At 52.7% G+C, this 17,269-nt stretch carries 14 protein-coding genes; 7 read left to right on the forward strand and 7 right to left on the reverse strand.

The features are described from left to right. The first annotated feature begins 111 nt into the window (after positions 1-111). On the forward strand, positions 112-2,727 hold the full coding sequence (mutS, locus tag Pla110_RS01310) for a DNA mismatch repair protein MutS (protein WP_144992425.1): 2,616 nt from the start codon (positions 112-114) through the stop codon (positions 2,725-2,727). A 37-nt stretch (positions 2,728-2,764) separates the two neighbouring features. Here mutS and queC read toward each other — a convergent pair whose 3' ends face one another. Continuing rightward, positions 2,765-3,466, reverse strand: coding sequence for a 7-cyano-7-deazaguanine synthase QueC (queC, locus tag Pla110_RS01315; RefSeq protein ID WP_144992427.1), 702 nt, complete (start codon positions 3,464-3,466; stop codon positions 2,765-2,767). Positions 3,467-3,609: 143 nt separating this feature from the next. Next, entirely contained in the window at positions 3,610-4,278 is a 669-nt protein-coding gene (locus Pla110_RS01320) for a hypothetical protein (RefSeq protein ID WP_144992429.1), read from the reverse strand. Between the two features lie 506 nt (positions 4,279-4,784). On the opposite strand from Pla110_RS01320, the gene argH reads away from it, so the two are divergent. The 4 genes from argH to Pla110_RS01340 all read left to right on the forward strand — a co-directional run bounded on the left by argH (position 4,785) and on the right by Pla110_RS01340 (position 9,243). Further along, positions 4,785-6,164, forward strand: coding sequence for an argininosuccinate lyase (argH, locus tag Pla110_RS01325; RefSeq protein ID WP_144992431.1), 1,380 nt, complete (start codon positions 4,785-4,787; stop codon positions 6,162-6,164). A gap of 286 nt (positions 6,165-6,450) precedes the next feature. After that, positions 6,451-7,272 carry a tRNA pseudouridine(38-40) synthase TruA gene (gene truA, locus Pla110_RS01330; protein WP_144992433.1) on the forward strand — a complete coding sequence of 274 codons (822 nt, stop codon included), beginning with the start codon at positions 6,451-6,453 and terminating at the stop codon, positions 7,270-7,272. A 67-nt stretch (positions 7,273-7,339) separates the two neighbouring features. Continuing rightward, positions 7,340-8,509: a glycosyltransferase family 4 protein gene (locus Pla110_RS01335; protein ID WP_144992435.1), complete on the forward strand. Its 1,170-nt coding sequence runs from the start codon at positions 7,340-7,342 to the stop codon at positions 8,507-8,509. A 230-nt stretch (positions 8,510-8,739) separates the two neighbouring features. Further along, complete coding sequence (locus tag Pla110_RS01340; RefSeq protein ID WP_144992437.1) at positions 8,740-9,243, forward strand: hypothetical protein; 504 nt, start codon at positions 8,740-8,742, stop codon at positions 9,241-9,243. Between the two features lie 461 nt (positions 9,244-9,704). Here Pla110_RS01340 and Pla110_RS01345 read toward each other — a convergent pair whose 3' ends face one another. Continuing rightward, positions 9,705-11,156 (reverse strand): sulfatase-like hydrolase/transferase, encoded by a 1,452-nt coding sequence (locus tag Pla110_RS01345; protein WP_144992439.1) that lies wholly within the window; start codon positions 11,154-11,156, stop codon positions 9,705-9,707. A gap of 194 nt (positions 11,157-11,350) precedes the next feature. On the opposite strand from Pla110_RS01345, the gene Pla110_RS01350 reads away from it, so the two are divergent. Further along, positions 11,351-12,634, forward strand: coding sequence for a glycosyltransferase (locus Pla110_RS01350; RefSeq protein WP_144992441.1), 1,284 nt, complete (start codon positions 11,351-11,353; stop codon positions 12,632-12,634). Positions 12,635-12,846: 212 nt separating this feature from the next. Here Pla110_RS01350 and Pla110_RS01355 read toward each other — a convergent pair whose 3' ends face one another. Further along, positions 12,847-14,076: a response regulator gene (locus tag Pla110_RS01355; RefSeq protein ID WP_197440428.1), complete on the reverse strand. Its 1,230-nt coding sequence runs from the start codon at positions 14,074-14,076 to the stop codon at positions 12,847-12,849. A gap of 360 nt (positions 14,077-14,436) precedes the next feature. On the opposite strand from Pla110_RS01355, the gene Pla110_RS01360 reads away from it, so the two are divergent. Next, positions 14,437-15,054 (forward strand): TlpA family protein disulfide reductase, encoded by a 618-nt coding sequence (locus Pla110_RS01360; protein ID WP_144992445.1) that lies wholly within the window; start codon positions 14,437-14,439, stop codon positions 15,052-15,054. Here Pla110_RS01360 and Pla110_RS01365 read toward each other — a convergent pair. The 3 genes from Pla110_RS01365 to Pla110_RS01375 all read right to left on the reverse strand — a co-directional run bounded on the left by Pla110_RS01365 (position 15,038) and on the right by Pla110_RS01375 (position 17,105). Continuing rightward, positions 15,038-15,463, reverse strand: coding sequence for a hypothetical protein (locus Pla110_RS01365; RefSeq protein ID WP_144992447.1), 426 nt, complete (start codon positions 15,461-15,463; stop codon positions 15,038-15,040). The genes Pla110_RS01360 and Pla110_RS01365 overlap by 17 nt on opposite strands. A 172-nt stretch (positions 15,464-15,635) precedes the next feature. After that, positions 15,636-16,175 carry a hypothetical protein gene (locus tag Pla110_RS01370; protein ID WP_144992449.1) on the reverse strand — a complete coding sequence of 180 codons (540 nt, stop codon included), beginning with the start codon at positions 16,173-16,175 and terminating at the stop codon, positions 15,636-15,638. A gap of 321 nt (positions 16,176-16,496) precedes the next feature. Then, entirely contained in the window at positions 16,497-17,105 is a 609-nt protein-coding gene (locus Pla110_RS01375; protein WP_144992452.1) for an MT-A70 family methyltransferase, read from the reverse strand. Positions 17,106-17,269 lie beyond the last annotated feature (164 nt).

The raw sequence follows: 17,269 nt of genomic DNA on the forward strand, positions 1-17,269 counted from the left end.
TTTAATCGAAATCCTGAACCACGCAGACTTGATGATCGCCCCCTGAAGTGGACAATGGCTATCCCTGCGTCTTATTCGCGTATTTCTTAATGGAGTGACAGTAGATCCGGCATGCCACCAGCGACTAAAAAACTGACGCCGATGATGGAGCGTTATCTGGAAGTGAAACGGGAGCATCCCGGTTCGATCCTGCTTTTTCGCATGGGGGACTTCTACGAGCTCTTTTATGAAGATGCGGAAATCGCGGCCCGAGTCCTGGGACTCACACTGACAAGTCGCGACAAGGGAACGGCCAACCCGATTCCGATGGCCGGTTTCCCTTATCATGCACTGCAGAACTATTTGCAGAAGTTGATCCAATCCGGCCACCGTGCTGCGATTTGCGATCAGGTGGAAGATCCCAAACAGGCAAAGGGACTGGTACGGCGGGAAGTGACGCAGATCATTACTCCCGGAACACTCACCGACGAAAATCTGCTCGACCCTCGGCGAAATAATTTCCTGGCGGCGATTGCACTTGATAAACAGGTCGCAGGTCTTTCCTGGCTCGATGTCTCGACGGGACGATTCTTTGTGACCGAGGTGGAATCGGAATTCCTCAACGACGAACTGGCACGACTGCAACCAGCTGAATGCCTGGTCTGTGAAAGCGAACATGACCGGGACGAATTGACCGGTCTGCGTGAGAGTGAAATCCCCATCACCAAACGGGCCCCCTGGTGTTTTGTCGCGGAGGAATGCCACCGGCTGTTGCTGGAACATTTCGAGGTGCAAACCCTCGAAGGGTTTGACCTGGATTCCGACCAGAACTCGCTGGGGATCGTGGCTGCCGGAGCACTGCTTGAATACGTTCATGAAACGCAGAAACGGGCGATTCCGCATATCCTGCGATTGGAACCCTACCGGCGCGGGAACAGTCTGCTGATTGATGAGACGACTCGCCGCAGTCTGGAACTGACTCAGAAGATGCGGGACGGAAGCCGCAATCAGACGTTGCTTTCGGTCATCGACGAAACGGTCTCGCCGATGGGAGCCCGATTGCTGTCGGAATGGTTGTCGAACCCGCTCATGGAAATCCCCCGCATCGTCAAACGACATGAGGCTGTGGAAGAGCTGGTACAGAACACGGTACTTGCCCGCGAGATTCGTGACGAACTCAAACAGACTTACGATCTCCAGCGGTTGACGGGCCGCATCGCTACGGGTCGGGCCAACCCCCGGGACCTCGTTTTTCTTGCGAGGACATTAGCCGTGCTTCCCAAGGTGAAAGCGAAGCTGTCGGAACGCTCCTCCGCGTTACTGAACGAGCTTGAAGCGAATATCGATCTCTGCGAGGACGTACGGTCAGACATAGAATCCCAGATCGTCGACGAACCTCCGTTGCTGCTTACGGATGGGGGAGTCATTCGCGATGGCATCAATGAACAGCTCGACGAATACCGCGAACTGGCTCGGGGTGGAAAACAGTGGCTGGCCAAATATCAGACCGAGGAGAGCGAACGCACGGGCATTACCAATCTCAAGATTGGCTTTAATAGAGTCTTCGGTTATTACCTCGAAGTTACCGCTGCCCATAAAGACAAAGTTCCCGAAGAATACATTCGCAAACAGACGCTTAAAAATCAGGAACGGTATATTACCCCGCAGCTGAAAGAGTATGAAGACAAAGTACTCCGCGCCGAAGAACGGGCCGTTGATCTCGAACAGCAAATGTTTCAGGCTGTGCGTGATCGGGTTGCTGAGGAGATTAACCGGTTGCAGCAGGACGCAGATATCCTCGCTCAGATCGATGTACTTGCGGCACTTTCGGTCGTGGCGGTGCAGCAGGGGTACTGTCGACCTGAAATGTGCGAAGAACCAATACTCGACATTCGCGAAGGGAGACATCCGGTACTGGATAAGATTCAACCCTCTGGTGAATTCGTCCCGAACGATACCCGGCTCGGTGGTAGCACTGGTCTCATTCAGTTGATTACTGGCCCGAATATGGCGGGTAAGAGTACTTACATTCGCCAAGCCGCCTTGATTACGATCCTCGCGCAGATGGGTTCGTTTGTTCCCGCCAGCGAAGCCCGGATTGGCATCGCGGATCGTGTCTTTGCGCGAGTCGGTGCCAGCGACGAACTCGGCAAGGGGCAATCGACCTTCATGGTGGAGATGACCGAGACCGCCCGCATTCTAAACTCGGCAACGCCGCAGAGCCTGGTTATCCTCGATGAAATCGGTCGAGGAACAAGTACCTATGACGGCATTTCCCTTGCGTGGGCGGTGACGGAATACCTGCACGACGTCTGTCATTCGCGGACTCTCTTCGCCACGCACTATCACGAGTTAACAGAGCTACCTGAGCGTCTGAAAGAAACGTCCAACTGGAACGTGGCTGTGCGGGAAGAGGAAGAGCAAATTATCTTTCTGCATAAAATCGTCGAAGGAAGTGCGGACAAAAGCTACGGAATCCATGTTGCCCGTTTAGCCGGTATTCCACCACAGGTGGTGCAGCGATCACAGGTGATTCTGGATACGCTTGAAGCGGATCATGTGGGGGGACAGAATAAACAAAAAATCCCCGCTCGTCCCACTCGTCAGGCTGCTCGACAACAGATGTCACTCTTTGAGTCGGAGCCTCACCCACTCCTCAATAAAATCAAAGAACTCGACCTCGACGGCATGACCCCCCGCGCCGCACTCGATGAACTGTATCGACTGCGGAAGGAACTGGGGGAGTAGAGGTCTTCCTGTCTCTCGGCTCTCCCTGGGCCACTCTTTATGCTGTGACGTATTTGGTGGGGTCGGGTAGGCCGGCATCGGCGAAGCCTTTGCGGCGGAGTTGGCAGGAGTCGCAATGACCACAGGCGAGTCCACCGGGTGCCGGGTCGTAGCAACTGAGGGTCTGGCTGTAGTCGACTCCCAACTTGGTTCCCGTATGAATGATCTCCGCTTTGGTCAGGTCGATGAGTGGTGTGTGAATCTGAAACGGGTCAGTTCCTTCCACTCCGGTTTTCGTCGCCAGGTTGGCCGTCTGCTGGAACGATTTGATGAACTCAGGGCGGCAGTCGGGGTAGCCACTGTAATCGACGGCGTTGACCCCAATGAAGATGTCATTCGCTTTCAGCACTTCCGCCCAACCGAGTGCGATGGAGAGAAAAATCGTATTGCGAGCTGGAACGTACGTAATAGGGATTCCGCCGGACATTTCGTCTTCAGAACGATCTTTGGGGACATCAATCTCGGCGGTGAGGGCCGAACCTCCAAAGGCGCGGAGATCGAGGTCGAGAGTTTCGTGCCGCACGACCTCGAACTGCGAGCAGATGTTCGTTGCGGCTTCGAGTTCATAGGAATGGCGTTGGCCATAACGGAACGAGAGCGCGAACAGCTCGTAACCCTGGGAACGGGCGATGGCGAGAACGGTGGCGGAATCGAGTCCTCCGCTGACGAGGACCACAGCACGTTTGTCAGAAGCTGCCATAGGGAATGATGCCAGTAATAAATGAGGGGCCAATGAGTTTGCGAGCATCATAAAGCACAAGCGTAAAAAAGACAAAGAGAGGCAGCACTCGGCTGCCTCTCTTTTTTATTCCTACTTATGTTATTTCGCGAACAGGAAATCTGTTACGGCCAGAAAGGCGATAAACCGTAACCGTATCCTGCACCCGGGAAGGGGAACAGGTTTCCACCCGAATTGAACCAAGGAGTCGTTTTGCTCCAAGGTGATGTTCTTACCGCCTTGGGAACTCGTTGGCGAATGTTCTTGGGACCATTCGTGACATAAGGTTGTTTCAGCAGAATCGACATAGTCGCTTCGTGCCGATACGAAGGGTTCGCCAGATATTCGGCCCGGTTAAAGGGGATCGATTTATAGATCTCCGTGTAGTTGGGAACGGATGTCTGAGCGATAGTTCGACTTGGAACAATCGTAGGCAGTTGTGCTTCGGGAGCGGGGGCCGGTTGGACTGCTTCTGCTTCGACCGGTACTTCAACGGTAGGTGTTTCAACAGTCGGTGTTTCAACAGTCGGTGTTTCTGCGACCGGTGTTTCTACCGCAGGGGCGATTGCTTCTACGGGTGGAGGAACGGGCTGAGTCTCTTCGGCCTGAGCGACGCGGAAGAGAACTTGCTGTCTTACTGGAGTGATCGTTTCTCCGGTTTCACGATCGAGCGTGAAGCGCGGACTGATTTCCATCTTCCACGGACGGCTGTCAGCGGCGATGGTGACTTTGACAAGACTGAACGCACAGATGACGGTCAGCAGGGCCAATAAAGTACGTTTGATGCGAAACATGGGAGAACCTCTTACGTTGAATAGTCGTCAGACGTAATGATGGAGAAGTGCTCCGGCAGGGGGAACGCAAAAGGACCTCTCAGGAGATGTCAGTACGGAGAGGCGGGAAAATCGTCACATCCTTGATTACCGTCTCAGAATCCAGACTAAGAGGGGCAAGGGGGGGAAGTCAATCAGCGAATTGAGAGGAGCGGCGTAAATACGGCTGATCGGCAAAGGGAATCGATTGGTGACCACGCGTCCTCGACCTGTTACAGGTTTTCTCTGGACTCTGATATAATCCGGGAACAGACGTTGGGTGACGACGGGCTGGTTGATTTGTATTTAACAGCGTCCTACAGTGTGACTCGTTTAACGGAATCTTTGTTCTTAAGGAACAGGTATAAACTGTCTTTCGTGACTTTCCTGACCGACATACCGACCTCGTCGGATGTCGTGTTCATTTTCGAATATCAAACGTAAATCCTGGCGATCAAAATACGGCAAGCCTTGTTGGAGTAGAGACTGTGGCAAAAAAAGCGTGGGGTGGACGGTTCAAAGGTCAAACCGATCCTCGAGTCGAGACCTTTACTGAATCGATCAGTTTTGATGCACGTCTGGCGGAAGTCGATATTCGGGGCTCGAAAGCGCATTCCTCGATGCTGGCGAAAATTGGTCTGTTGACGAAGGAGGAACGCGATCAGATCCACTCGACTCTCGACGAAATCAAATCCCAGATCGACGCCGGTAAATTCGAGCACGTGACGAGCCTCGAAGATATTCACATGCATATCGAGACGGCTCTCGTCGAGAAGCTGGGGGATGTGGGCCGCAAGTTGCATACAGCCCGCAGCCGGAATGACCAGGTCTCGACCGACCTGCGTCTATATGTGCGTGATGCGATCAAAGAGATCGACGCCTTGCTCATCGATGTGCAGAAAGCGTTTGTCACCCGCTGCGAGATCGATAAAGAAACTGTCCTGCCCGCTTACACGCACCTGCAACGTGCTCAACCGGTGATGGCCGCGCACTACTGGCTCGCTTACTGTGAGAAATATCAACGCGACCGGGAACGCCTTGCCGACTGTTACAAGCGAGTCGATGTTTCGCCTCTCGGGTGTGCCGCGCTCGCCGGGACGTCGCTTCCGATTGATCGTGACTTCTCAGCAAAGCTACTCGGCTTCGGTGGAGTCGCGTCCAATAGTCTGGATGTTTCCAGTGATCGGGATTATTTGCTGGAGTTCTGTTTCAGCCTGTCGCTGATCTCGGCCCATTTAAGCACGTGGGCGGAAGAGTGGATCATCTGGTTCACCACAGAGTTTGGTTTCCTCAAGCTGCCTGAAGCGTACACCACGGGTTCGTCCATCATGCCACAGAAACGGAACCCGGATGTATTGGAATTGATCCGTGGAAAAACGGCTCGCGTGATGACTTCCGTCACTCAATTGCAGATACTCATCAAGAGCCTGCCCATGGCATATAACCGGGACCTGCAGGAAGACAAAATCGCGATGTTCGACGCGTTTGATACGGTGCGAGCTTGTCTGGAACTCGTCCCGGATATGGTGGTCGGTGCGGAATTGCGAACAGAAAATATCAACGCCCGCCTCGAAGAAGGTTTCCTGGACGCGACCGCCTTAATGGAATACCTCATCAAACAGGGTGTGCCTATGCGAACAGCGCATCACACCGTCGGGCAGATGGTGGCCGAATGTGAAGACCGAGGCTGTCGATTGGCAGACCTCTCTTTGGAGGACTTCCAGAAGGCGTGCGATAAAATCGATGAGAAAGTCTTCGATGTCCTTGGAGTACAGAATGCCGTTGCTGCGCTGCAATCCTATGGTTCCGGTGGACGGGAACGTGTCGCCGAACAAGTCGCTGTCTGGCAGGAACGTTTGGGCTTGTAGGTCGGTTCGTTATTTTATTGAACCACAAAGTCACCAAGGCACGAAGATAAAGAAGGGTGGTCCAGTCAATCTCGCAGAGTGGTCTGGATCGCGTAGCGACACTAAGCGGTATCGTATCATTCGAATGAAGACGCTTCCTCAAACGATTTACGCATGAGACAATGCTCAGTGTGTCTGGCCCACCCGCGTAGTTAAGGTGTTCACTCTCTGATTTCACTGTTAGTTGTTCAAGTTAATCTCCCTTTCTCATGGTCACTCTTCTCACTGACTGAAACTTCTTCCCCCCATGCGAAACCTGAAATTGACAATTGCCTACGATGGAACCAACTATGTAGGTTGGCAGGTGCAGCCGAATGGGGTGTCGGTGCAGGAAGTGGTTGAGAAAGCGATCGGAAAACTGACCCGCGAACAGAAGCGAGTCTATGTTGCTGGTCGAACGGATTCGGGCGTGCATGCGGTGGGTCAGACGGCGAACTTTCACACGGACGTCAATATCCCCATTGAGAAGATCAAGCTCGGCTTACAACGATATTTGCCAGCAGACGTGGTGATTCGGAATGTAGAAGAAGTCTCGCCCGATTTCCATGCGACCTTCTCCGCGACGGGCAAACATTACCGATATCTATTGCTCAACAGTCGCACTCCCAATCCGCTACTTCGCAGTTACGCCTATCGCCATCAGACGCCGCTCGACATCGATTTAATGCAGCAGGGGGCCGAATACCTGTTGGGGAAACATGACTTTCGATGTTTTGAATCGAACTATCCCAACAAAGCGACGAGTGTCCGCACAATGTACTCCGTCAAGGTCACCCGTCAATCGGGTTGGTCGATGTGGGGCCCCGCCGCTGGGCCGGGGGAAGAAACGCCTCTCGTCGTGTTCGATATCGTAGGGGGAGGGTTCCTGTACAACATGGTCCGGGCGATCATGGGAACGCTGCTCAAGATTGGACAAGGCAAATGGCCTCCGGAACGGATGCAGGAAATTATCGACGCTCAGGACCGTTCCATTGCCGGAGAAACTGCCCCGGCACAGGGGTTGTACCTGATAGAAGTGATGTACGATGCGGGCGACGTCGGGTTGAAACCACAGATGGACACCGATTAACTCCGAAGTCTCTTATAATCGTTTTATGTAAATCTGCGTGATAAACGCTATTCACAGAAAGGCCGGGATGAAGATTGTGCATGTCATTACCCGGCTGGTGATCGGTGGGGCGCAGGAGAATACGTTACTCAACGTCGAGGATCTGGCGAACCTATATAACGACGACGTGACCCTTGTCATCGGACCGGATGCGGGGCCAGAGGGGACGTTACTCGAACGGGCATCGCAGGGGAAGTTTCGATTGATCACCGTTCCATCGTTGCACCGGGCGATCGGGCCTTGGAACGACTTTCGCTGTTATCGAGAGCTGCAAACACTCTTTCGTGAGCTAAAGCCTGATATCGTCCACACCCATTCGTCGAAAGCGGGTATCCTGGGCCGGGCGGCGGCTACGGCGGTAGGCGTTCCCGTCGTGCATACGGTGCATGGTTCGCCCTTTCATCCCTGGGAGAAAAATTGGAAAAACAGCTTGTATCAACGGCTTGAAAAGAGGGCCTTCTCCCAAAGCGGGCACACGATTTCCGTTTGTAATGCGATGACAGAACAATATGTCGCCGCGGGGATTGGTAAACCTGAAAACTACACCACGATTTATAGCGGTATGGAGTTGGAACCGTTTCTCAACCCGTCCAGAACGAGTGAAGAGATGCGAGAGGAACTGGGCATTCCTGACGACGCTATTGTCATCGGCAAAGTCGCCCGGTTGTTTGAACTGAAGGGGCATGAGTTTCTGTTGCAGATCGCACCCGAGTTAATCCAGCGGCATCCGAATGTCCGATTTCTGTTTGTGGGCGATGGGGTGTTGCGAGAGCAGATGCAGCAGATGATTGCCAGTAGGGGGCTCACCGACCATTTCCATTTCACGGGCCTCGTTCCGCCGCATGAAGTTCCTCATTACCTGCAGGCAATGGACATCGTAGTGCATACGAGCTTGCGGGAGGGGTTGCCTCGCGTGTTACCGCAAGCTTTGCTTTCGAAGAAACCGATCATCGCCTTCAACCTCGATGGTTCCCCCGAAGTCTGCCGCCACGAAGAAACAGGATTGCTAGTTGAACCGGAATCCACAAGCGGCCTGCTGGAAGCGATCACCCGTTTGATTGAAACTCCGGCCCTCGGCCAGCAACTGGCTGAACGAGGGTATGAATTGTGTTTACCGATGTTCGACCATGAAGAGATGACGCGGCAAGTCAGGCAGGTGTATGAGCGGGTTTTGGGAACCACAGAGGGACACAGATAAACACGGATTCGTCTCTAAGACTCTCGCACAAGAGACCATTCCCAAGGTGCGACTGTCTGGCTTGCCCAGCAGTGCGATTACAGAGTGCGGAGTCAATCGGTTGCTCACGCTTTCAATCGTGTGAATCCCCTGTGTATGATTAGTGCGATCTTCAGTGCAGCGGCTTTCGACAGGAGAACGTCGTAAGCAACTGATTTCTCGTAATTAACGCCGGAACGCGGCGTCACATTATGCACATTATCGAACGGACCGATCAGCATCTTGCGATTGAGATGATTAAAGAAAACGTGGCTTTGATTGATCAGGTCATCAATGCTGTTGAATTTGCAATGGGGCATCTTTCAAAGGTAAGGTATTATCAACCGACATTCTTTGAGGGAATTGACGCTAAAGAAGTTCACCGTCGCATTCGAGTGCAGTGGCTTCCCGGAGAAGAGAAGTATCGCGAGGAGAACAGTGAAGCACCTGTTGCTATTCGGCTCGAATACGAGGAATGGGCGTTTTGTTTATTCATTCTTAAAGAGGCCGTTTACGGATGTGCCATCAATTCGATTGACCTGGATATGACGTCCGGATACTCACGGCAGGAGACTCGTGAGGTCCTGGAATCGCTTCATGAACTGATTGTGAAAGACGTCTATCGACTCTACGCGGCTGACAAGATCGAGTACAAACGTAGTAATGGCTTGGTCAAGTCAAAACGAAAAAACGGTGAAAGAAAACGGCGTTCGTGAAAGGGCCACTTCTCGGCGAAGATTAATTCCTGTGGACAAGGAAGTTCGGAAGAGTTCGGGAATTCTTCAACTCGTCAGCTGAGTGTCGATTCTGTTCGTGTGTTCGGTCCCAAGCGTGCAGGATTCGGTAAAGTATCCGAGGAAGCTTAGCGGGATGCCGATCAATTCCATAAGCCGTAAAGGATTCCTCCCATCGTCGGTAGGGTGCAGTGTAAAACGGTGTTAGACATACTGAATCCCTCCCAAAGAAATGATGCTTGGTTATTACATATCGCCTCAACCGAGGATGGAGAAAAGTAGAACACCAACTTAAACAAATTTTCCAAAGCAGAGCCCGATCCCGGACCACTAGCGAAAATGAAACCAAACATCACCGGATCTTTTATTCTTTGTGACTTCGTGCCTTCGTGGTTCAAACCCAGTGACATCGGCAAAAACTGCATCGTCGGTGGTTCCTCACCTCACTTCTTATAATCGGGCCAGATGATCCGGTCCCGTTCCACGCCGGGAGATTTCCAGTTGGGCCAGGTCGGGGTTTCGGTTTGGATTTCGGTGTAAAGCTGCTGCATCCGCTCTCGCATGTTCTGGAAGCGGTTCGGTTCGGCTTCTGAGAGATTTTCGCTTTCGTCGATGTCCTGTTTCAGGTTGTACAGCTCGAAGTCTTTCAGCTTGGCTTCCTTGAGAGAGCGAGTCCGTTCTTCCGTGATGTCGGCTCCCCCTCCAAAGTTGGGGCCTGTTAACGTCGCCAGCAGCTTCCAATCCCCCTCGCGCATCGCAACTTTCGTGGTCGATTGGGCAAAGTTGAAGTGCCAGTAGAGAGGCGTTTCTCGCTCGATAGGTTCGCCATTCAAGATGGGCAGAAAACTCGTACCGTCAATCGCGCGGTCGGTCGGGATGGGGGTTGCGGTGATGTCGCATAAGGTTGGAAGCACATCCACTCCACAGATCGGTTCGTCGCTGATTGTGCCGGCGGTCGTGTGACCGGGCCAGCGAAGAATACCGGGAACGCGAATACCGCCATCGTAAATGTGCCCCTTCTTCGCACGCAGCGGACCAGCCGAACCATGCGGATGAATGCCGGTGCGGGCAGGGCCGTTATCGCTGGTAAAGAGGACGAGAGTGTTATCCCGTAGCTTTAATTCATCGAGCTCCGTCATGAGTTGACCGAAGGCATCGTCCATTTGAGTGATGTTCCCATGATGGGCGGAATAGCTGGGGTCGTCCGACGGATAGAGCTTCGTGTATTTCTCGTCTGAAGCGATCGGTTCGTGAGGTTCATGGAAGCAGACATACAGAAAGAAAGGTTTTTCCTGGTCTCGCCCTTCACGCAGCCAGCGAGCCGCTTCGTCGGCGACGATCAGTGCGGAGTAACCTTCGGTCCGTCCGACTTCCTGTCCGTTACGAACAAAGTTATCGGGGTTATGGTGATTCGGCAGCGCGTTGTTCTGGGTCGAGAACCAATGATCGAAACCATGATCGCCCGGTTGCGGTTGCTCGGGCATGTTGAACATTCCGTTCATGTGCCACTTGCCACTGTGGCAGGTACTGTAACCTGCCTTGCGCAATAACGTCGCAATGGTTAGTTCGCTGGCACGGACATGCATGGGGGAGAGATACGGTATCCAGTTATGCACCCCGACTCGCGTCGGCGTACGGCCAGTCATCAGCCCTGTTCGCGAAGGGGAACAATTCGGATGAGCGGCGTAACAACTGATGAATCGCAGTCCTTCGTTGGCGAACTGGTCGAGATGCGGTGTAAAGACTTCCTCATTCCCATAGCAAGCGAGATCACCGTAGCCGAGGTCATCAGCAAGAACGACGACGATGTTCGGTCGCTCGGCGGCAGAGAGGTCGGAGGACGAACAGAGGAGCGTGCATACAATGAGATAAGAGAGAACTAGGCGAGAGTACATGATCGCAGAATCTCCAGGAGTGAAAACGCCAGTAGAGTAGGGTGAACACGGATATTTATTAAACCACGAAATTCACCGATTTGCACGGAAAGAGGAGCGGATTCGATTAGCAACGTTCAGTTTCCCGCCGTCGAAGGTTTTGTTAAAAGGGGAGAACGCCGTGAAATACAGGATGCCTCTTTTTTAGGATCGGGATGAAACTTCTGCTGCTTTCCATTGGGACCCGGGGTGATGTGGAACCCTTCATCTATCTGGGCGAATTATTGACCTCGGCCGGCCATGATGTCGTTTGTGTTTTCCCCGAACAGTTCCGTGAGATCACCGAACAAACGGGACTTCGGTTTGTGAGCCTGGGGCCGGAACTAGTCGACCTGATGCACAGTAAAGAAGCGAAAGCAGCTGTGGGAGGGGGCGGATCGCTGCTGCGGAAAGTGATCTCCTACTTGCGGCTGGCTTGGGTTACTCGACATCTCCAGAAAGAAGCGGCCTTCCGGCAACGGGATGTCATTGAAGCTGAGCAACCTGATCGTGTGGTGCATAACTTCGTCGCCTTGTATCCCGTTCTCTGGGGACTTGCTCACGATCAGCAGACGGTGATGATCAGCCCGATTCCCTATATTCTTCATCCCACCCACGATCATGCGCATATTGGAATGGGAGAGGATCGAGGCCGTTGGATAAACAGAGCGACTTATCGCTTTGCTCTCTTTTTGGGAACGATGGGATTGTGGATGATGGCGGGGTGGCTGGGAATGCGAGCGCATAGTATGTGGGCACGGGGAAGTTGGAAGAGGATCCATCGCCAGCTCTTTCGGAACCAGACGGTTTTTATGGTTTCGCCATCACTGTTTGCTCGCCCGTCCTACTGGCCGCCTGAGGCGCATGTGCTTGGGTATCACGCCCGGAATAAAAAACAACATTGGGATCCCTCGCCCGAACTATTGGCATTTATGGAACGCCATGCGGACTCACGCATATTACTCATGACCTTCGGTAGCATGACGAACCCGGATCCCGAGGGGAAAACTCGGATGATCGTGGAGACATTGCAGGAACAAAACCAACCAGCGATTTTATGTACGAGTGCGGGAGGGTTGGTTGAACCGGCGGAGTATGATCACGAACTGATTCATATTGCCGAACAAATTCCCTACGACTGGCTGTTGGACCATGTCCACGCAGTGGTTCATCACGGTGGTTCCGGCACGACGCATCTTGCGCTGAAGCATGGCTGTGCCGCGATGATCATCCCGCACGTGATTGACCAGTACATGTGGAATCAATTGGTCCACGATTCCGGTGCCGGCCCCCTGGGCATGTCGATTCGTACTTTCACGCAACAGAAATTCGCCACAAAGCTGACCGACCTGATGTCGAACGATTCCTACAAGAGGAAAGCAGAAGAGCTGGCGAAGCAGATGCAGGCGGAAGACTTCCGTGACGAGTTATTGCACGCGATTGTGGATGGGGTAGATTGATTCGGGAACCACGAAGGAAACGAAAGAGCACGAAAAAAGTGCCCGAGGTAGAGGCCATAGAGGGCTAAGATTTCAAATCGGCATGTTATCATCGAGCGGTCCATGTTTCTCAATATTCCTTAACAAGAGCAGACACGATCTCGTTCCCAACCATCTGAAGTCCGTAAAACTTTTCATGGCTCTTTCGTGTACATCGGGGTTCCCAGAGAAGCCTAAGCCATGATTGATTCCATCTGGTCCATGGAGGCGAGGACTTCGTCGGTGACCTGAGCCCAGCGGTTGAGAACGTCGTCGGAGAGCCCTTCGATGTAAGCCTGCCACTTTTCGTCAAGGATTTCGCCGCTTGTATAGGGGGCTCTGTGTGAGGCGATGATGTTGGCGAAGCTGACGATGCCGGAGATGGAAAACCGGATGCTATCGTTGCCGAGTGGCAGGTGGTGGAAAATGACGGCATCGATCAATGACTGGGGTAGTCCCCAGACGCCTAACAGGTAACCACCCACTTCGGCATGGGTGACCTCGTGCAATTCTTTTTCTGCTTCGTAGAAAGAGCAGTTCTTCTCGGTAGCGAGTTCTTTGACCTGTTTGAAAACATCGGGAAGCTGCACTAATAAAACTGTTTTTCCAATATCATGCAGGAGTCCCGCGGAGAAAGCTTCATTTGCCAATGCCCGATTTCGAGTTTCTTCCAGAGTGAACTTCTGAGCGAGACGTGCCGTTAGCAGGGAATGGTTGATGATTTCCGTTAGCAAATTTTGATCAACAGACTTGGAACTCTGGAACGGCTTGAATATTTGAGAACTCAACACCATGGAGCAAAGGTTCTCCAGCCCCAACAGGGTAATTGCCTGGGAGATTGAGGTGATCTGCTGGCTGAATCCGAAGAAGGACGAGTTCATCATCTGGAGAATCTTCGCCGTCATGGCGACATCCTGACTGACAATCCGGACGGCATCTTTCAGTGAACCGTCGTTGTCGATGCATTGCCGCAGTTCCTGATACAGGCTGGGCAGGCTGGGGAGTGAACCGAGCTTGGTAATGAAAGGACGAATGTGTTCGTCAATGGTCAATTCACGTTGTTTGAGAGCCTGAGTAATGAGCTGCACAAGTACATCGGCGTCCCACGGTTTCGCGAAGACCTGATGTGTGTAGGCGAGTGCGCGACCGAGTGATTCGCTATCGGAATAACCCGAGAGAATAAACCGAATCGTGTCGGGGAAACGGGTGGCGACTACTTTCATGAAGCTGGCCCCGTCCATCTGCGGCATCCGCATGTCACTGATGATGGCATCACACGGATGTTCTTCGAGCTTTTTCAGGGCTTCGTCTGCCGAGAGAAAAAAGTGCAGATCCCAATCGCGGACTTTCCGGCGGAGCGCACGACGTAGCCCGTCGAGGACGTTTTGTTCATCATCTACAAAAAATACGGTCGGTTGTTTCATCGCGAACTCCTGTACGGTGACAGGTGGGGAAAAGCTAATATTGTTGGGATGACCATCAGATCTCTCTACCTGTAAGCTAGTTTCCCGATGACGGTCAGCCGACGAGACCTTCAACGAGGACAAAAACTTCTGCGAGTTGAAAGACGCGTGGCACCGCCTGGGGCGGTTGTAGGGGTTGGTGTCTGCGTGAATTGCGGAGTCTGGTGGATGTGCCATGTGAAAGGACCGCCTGTCAGAATGCTGCACCTTGGCCTCTGGGGGACAGACTCGTATAATACCCAAACGGCTGCGGCCAAGATTTTTTGACCTCCGCGCGGAAAAGCGGCTACTTCGGATTACCAAACATACGTGAGCGAATTGATGTTTAAAGAATACAAATGGGAAATGCTCCTGATCTTCGTTAGTGTAGCGGCGTTAGGCGTGACGCTCGGATATCTGATCGAACAGTCCGGTCCGATCGATCGACCAGAAGATGGTCTGGCCGTGGGCAATGTGGCTCCCCCTATCGAGGCCACGGCCTGGATCAACGGCACTCCTCCGTCGGCTGAAAAACTGGAAGGGCAGGTGATTGTCGTCGATTTCTGGGCCTCTTATTGTTACCCCTGTCGATTCGTTGCCCCACAGTTGGTGGAAGCCCACAAGAAGTACAAGGACAAGGTTTACTTCATCGGGTTAACGGCGGAAGGGGCGGACCGTTTGGATGACATCAACGACTTCGTTAAAGACCACGAGATGGTCTGGCCCAATGGGTATGGGCAGAAAGCGCGGGATACTGTTATCGCGTATGAATCGAATCTTATTCCCGAGATGTTTATTATTGGCCGCGACGGCAAAATTGTCTGGAACCATAATTCGCAAGGAACGATTATAGACGGGATTGAACTCGCCCTGAATGCGCCCACGCCAACACAAGAGTCTGACGAGCAGTCAGAAGAAGAGGTTCAGGCAACGGCACCCGCGACTACAGATCGCGAATAGTCGCGCGAGCGATCGGTTCCTGTTGGTGACGACGCTGAATCAGGTGGATCTCAAGTTGCTCATAGAGCGACAAGTCCTGGTGCTCATCGCAAAGTTGCTGAATGCGATCGACGGACTTTTGGAACAAGGCCTCATCCTGCGGATCGAAGGTGACGGTCACGAGGACGCGCAGCACGACGGGCTTCTCTTCGTCGTTCAGTCGCTCCTGTCCTCCCTGTACGAGCGGACGCGATTCCGGAAACTCCACTGCCAGGGCTTCGGTCAGATCTCGAAAGGGCCGCGTTTTGATCTCGAAATAAACCCACAGCGTTCCCACCATCAGTATCCCGAAACCGAACATCATCAGAACGACCCGAGGGCCAGTGATAAACGGGGCTCTGGGTTCAGGATGTTCTACTGTATCGGACATAGGTGAGAAGTCTCCGGCAGGATTGATAGCATTCCTGCCCAGATAAGAGTCGACGAAGTATTACGGGATGTCCCTAATGATACTCGTAAGGACAGACGTCGTCGAACCCACCGACTAATTTCGCTAAGCAAGAACTAAACAGAATAGGAAAGCGGCTGAACGTCTGACGGAATCATCTTTCCCGTTCCAGCCTGATGATTCGATCGACGGTTCCTTCTGTCGCAAACACCAGGCGATAGGTCCCCAAATCTCGAGTAGGCACCGCCAGGTATTGATGAACGCCGGATGTCCTCAGTTTCTTTTCGTCCAGATCCAGTTCTAGTTCATCCTCGTTAGTCGACTCCTCAGTCGAGTAAGTGATTTCATACAAATGATGTTGAGGGCTAGTAGTATCTGTTACTCTCTTGAGATTAATTCCTCGGTAGGGGTAGTATGCTGCGGTCGAGAAGGTGATATCGCCAAATAGATTGACTCGGCACTGATTTTCATCCGCCTGCATTGATCCAGATCCTCCTTTTTCGTTCAGCCGGACTTGGAGACGAAATTCGTGTGTACTGCCATGAGGCGGAGTAAGGTAACCCGAACTCAAAAAGAGTTCTTCTTTAGGATTTGGGGTAGCCGGGGGTTCTGCCTTAAGTAAACCTGTGCCCAGCAACAATGCTGTACCCCATGCGAACATAAACAGGAAAGTTAAACAAACTCGACGTACCATGACCATTCTCCCTACTGAATTGATTGAGAAAGGATAACCCCAATGAGGTTTGAGGGTTACACGAAGTTGCTCGCTGACTTACTGAGTAGAAGGCTCAACAGTTTCCAGAAAGAGATCAAACTTGGGATCTCAGACGTGGCGATAACTGATTTAGTTCCCTGCTATTTTCTGTTTACGAGAGAATATTGAGTAGCGGTAAATCCCTCAATAAATTTCGCTGTAAATGAGGGTTTACGGAAACTGTCAGCCGAGAGGAGTAAGTTGATATGAGAGAAATGCTGTCGTTCGACAAGCTGACTCCAGAGATGCCAAACTTCGCACTCACTCACCGCGGTAACCTGGTGCCACTCGTTTGGTCTCTTTGTATGTTTCTATTTCGTTGCCCCATTGGTGCCAGCCGGCGACTTTTTCGCGGGCGAATAATTCCAGGTAAGGGCCGGGGCTGCAGGATTCGACGAGGCCGTAGAACTCGTCCGGTTTGCGGGAGTGTTCTCGCTTGCGGGTGGAAAGCAGGTTAACCTGACGTCGACCGGGGGCAAGGGTTCGCAGTTTGCCTCGAACACCAAATAGAACGAGTTCCGTGACATTGCGGAAGTAAAAACCGACACCGCGACCATCGGGGCCGCCATCTTTGCGGATCTTGTACCAGACCAGGTTTGTCTTGTACTTGAAGCCCCACGCCTCCATCACATCCAGTCCCTCTTTCAGCAGTGCGTTCGGGACCCACATATAGAGGTGCGATTGATCTTCGGCATGCGCAGCGACGGGCATGTCGCAAATCTCTTGCAAGGTCATCGTGGGATAACGCTTCAGGCGGCCATGTTCGGGGGCGACTTTGCCGGTGCGGTTTTGGAACTGCCACGGTGGATCGGCCAGGATCGTGCTGAACTTCGAATCGATACCGGGTAAACCGGTGGGAGTATCAGACATGGAATCAGAACAGTAGCAGGAGAGGAAACGAACGGGCGATCTTCGGGCCATGATCATAGCAGAAGTGTTCGTCACTGTAAGCGCGAACGAGAGTTGATTAAACCACCCGAATGATTCAGGAACTCGCTGAGCATTATCTACTGAGATTGATTACCACGAAGAAA

The organism is Polystyrenella longa (assembly GCF_007750395.1).
GTDB classification, from domain to species: domain Bacteria; phylum Planctomycetota; class Planctomycetia; order Planctomycetales; family Planctomycetaceae; genus Polystyrenella; species Polystyrenella longa.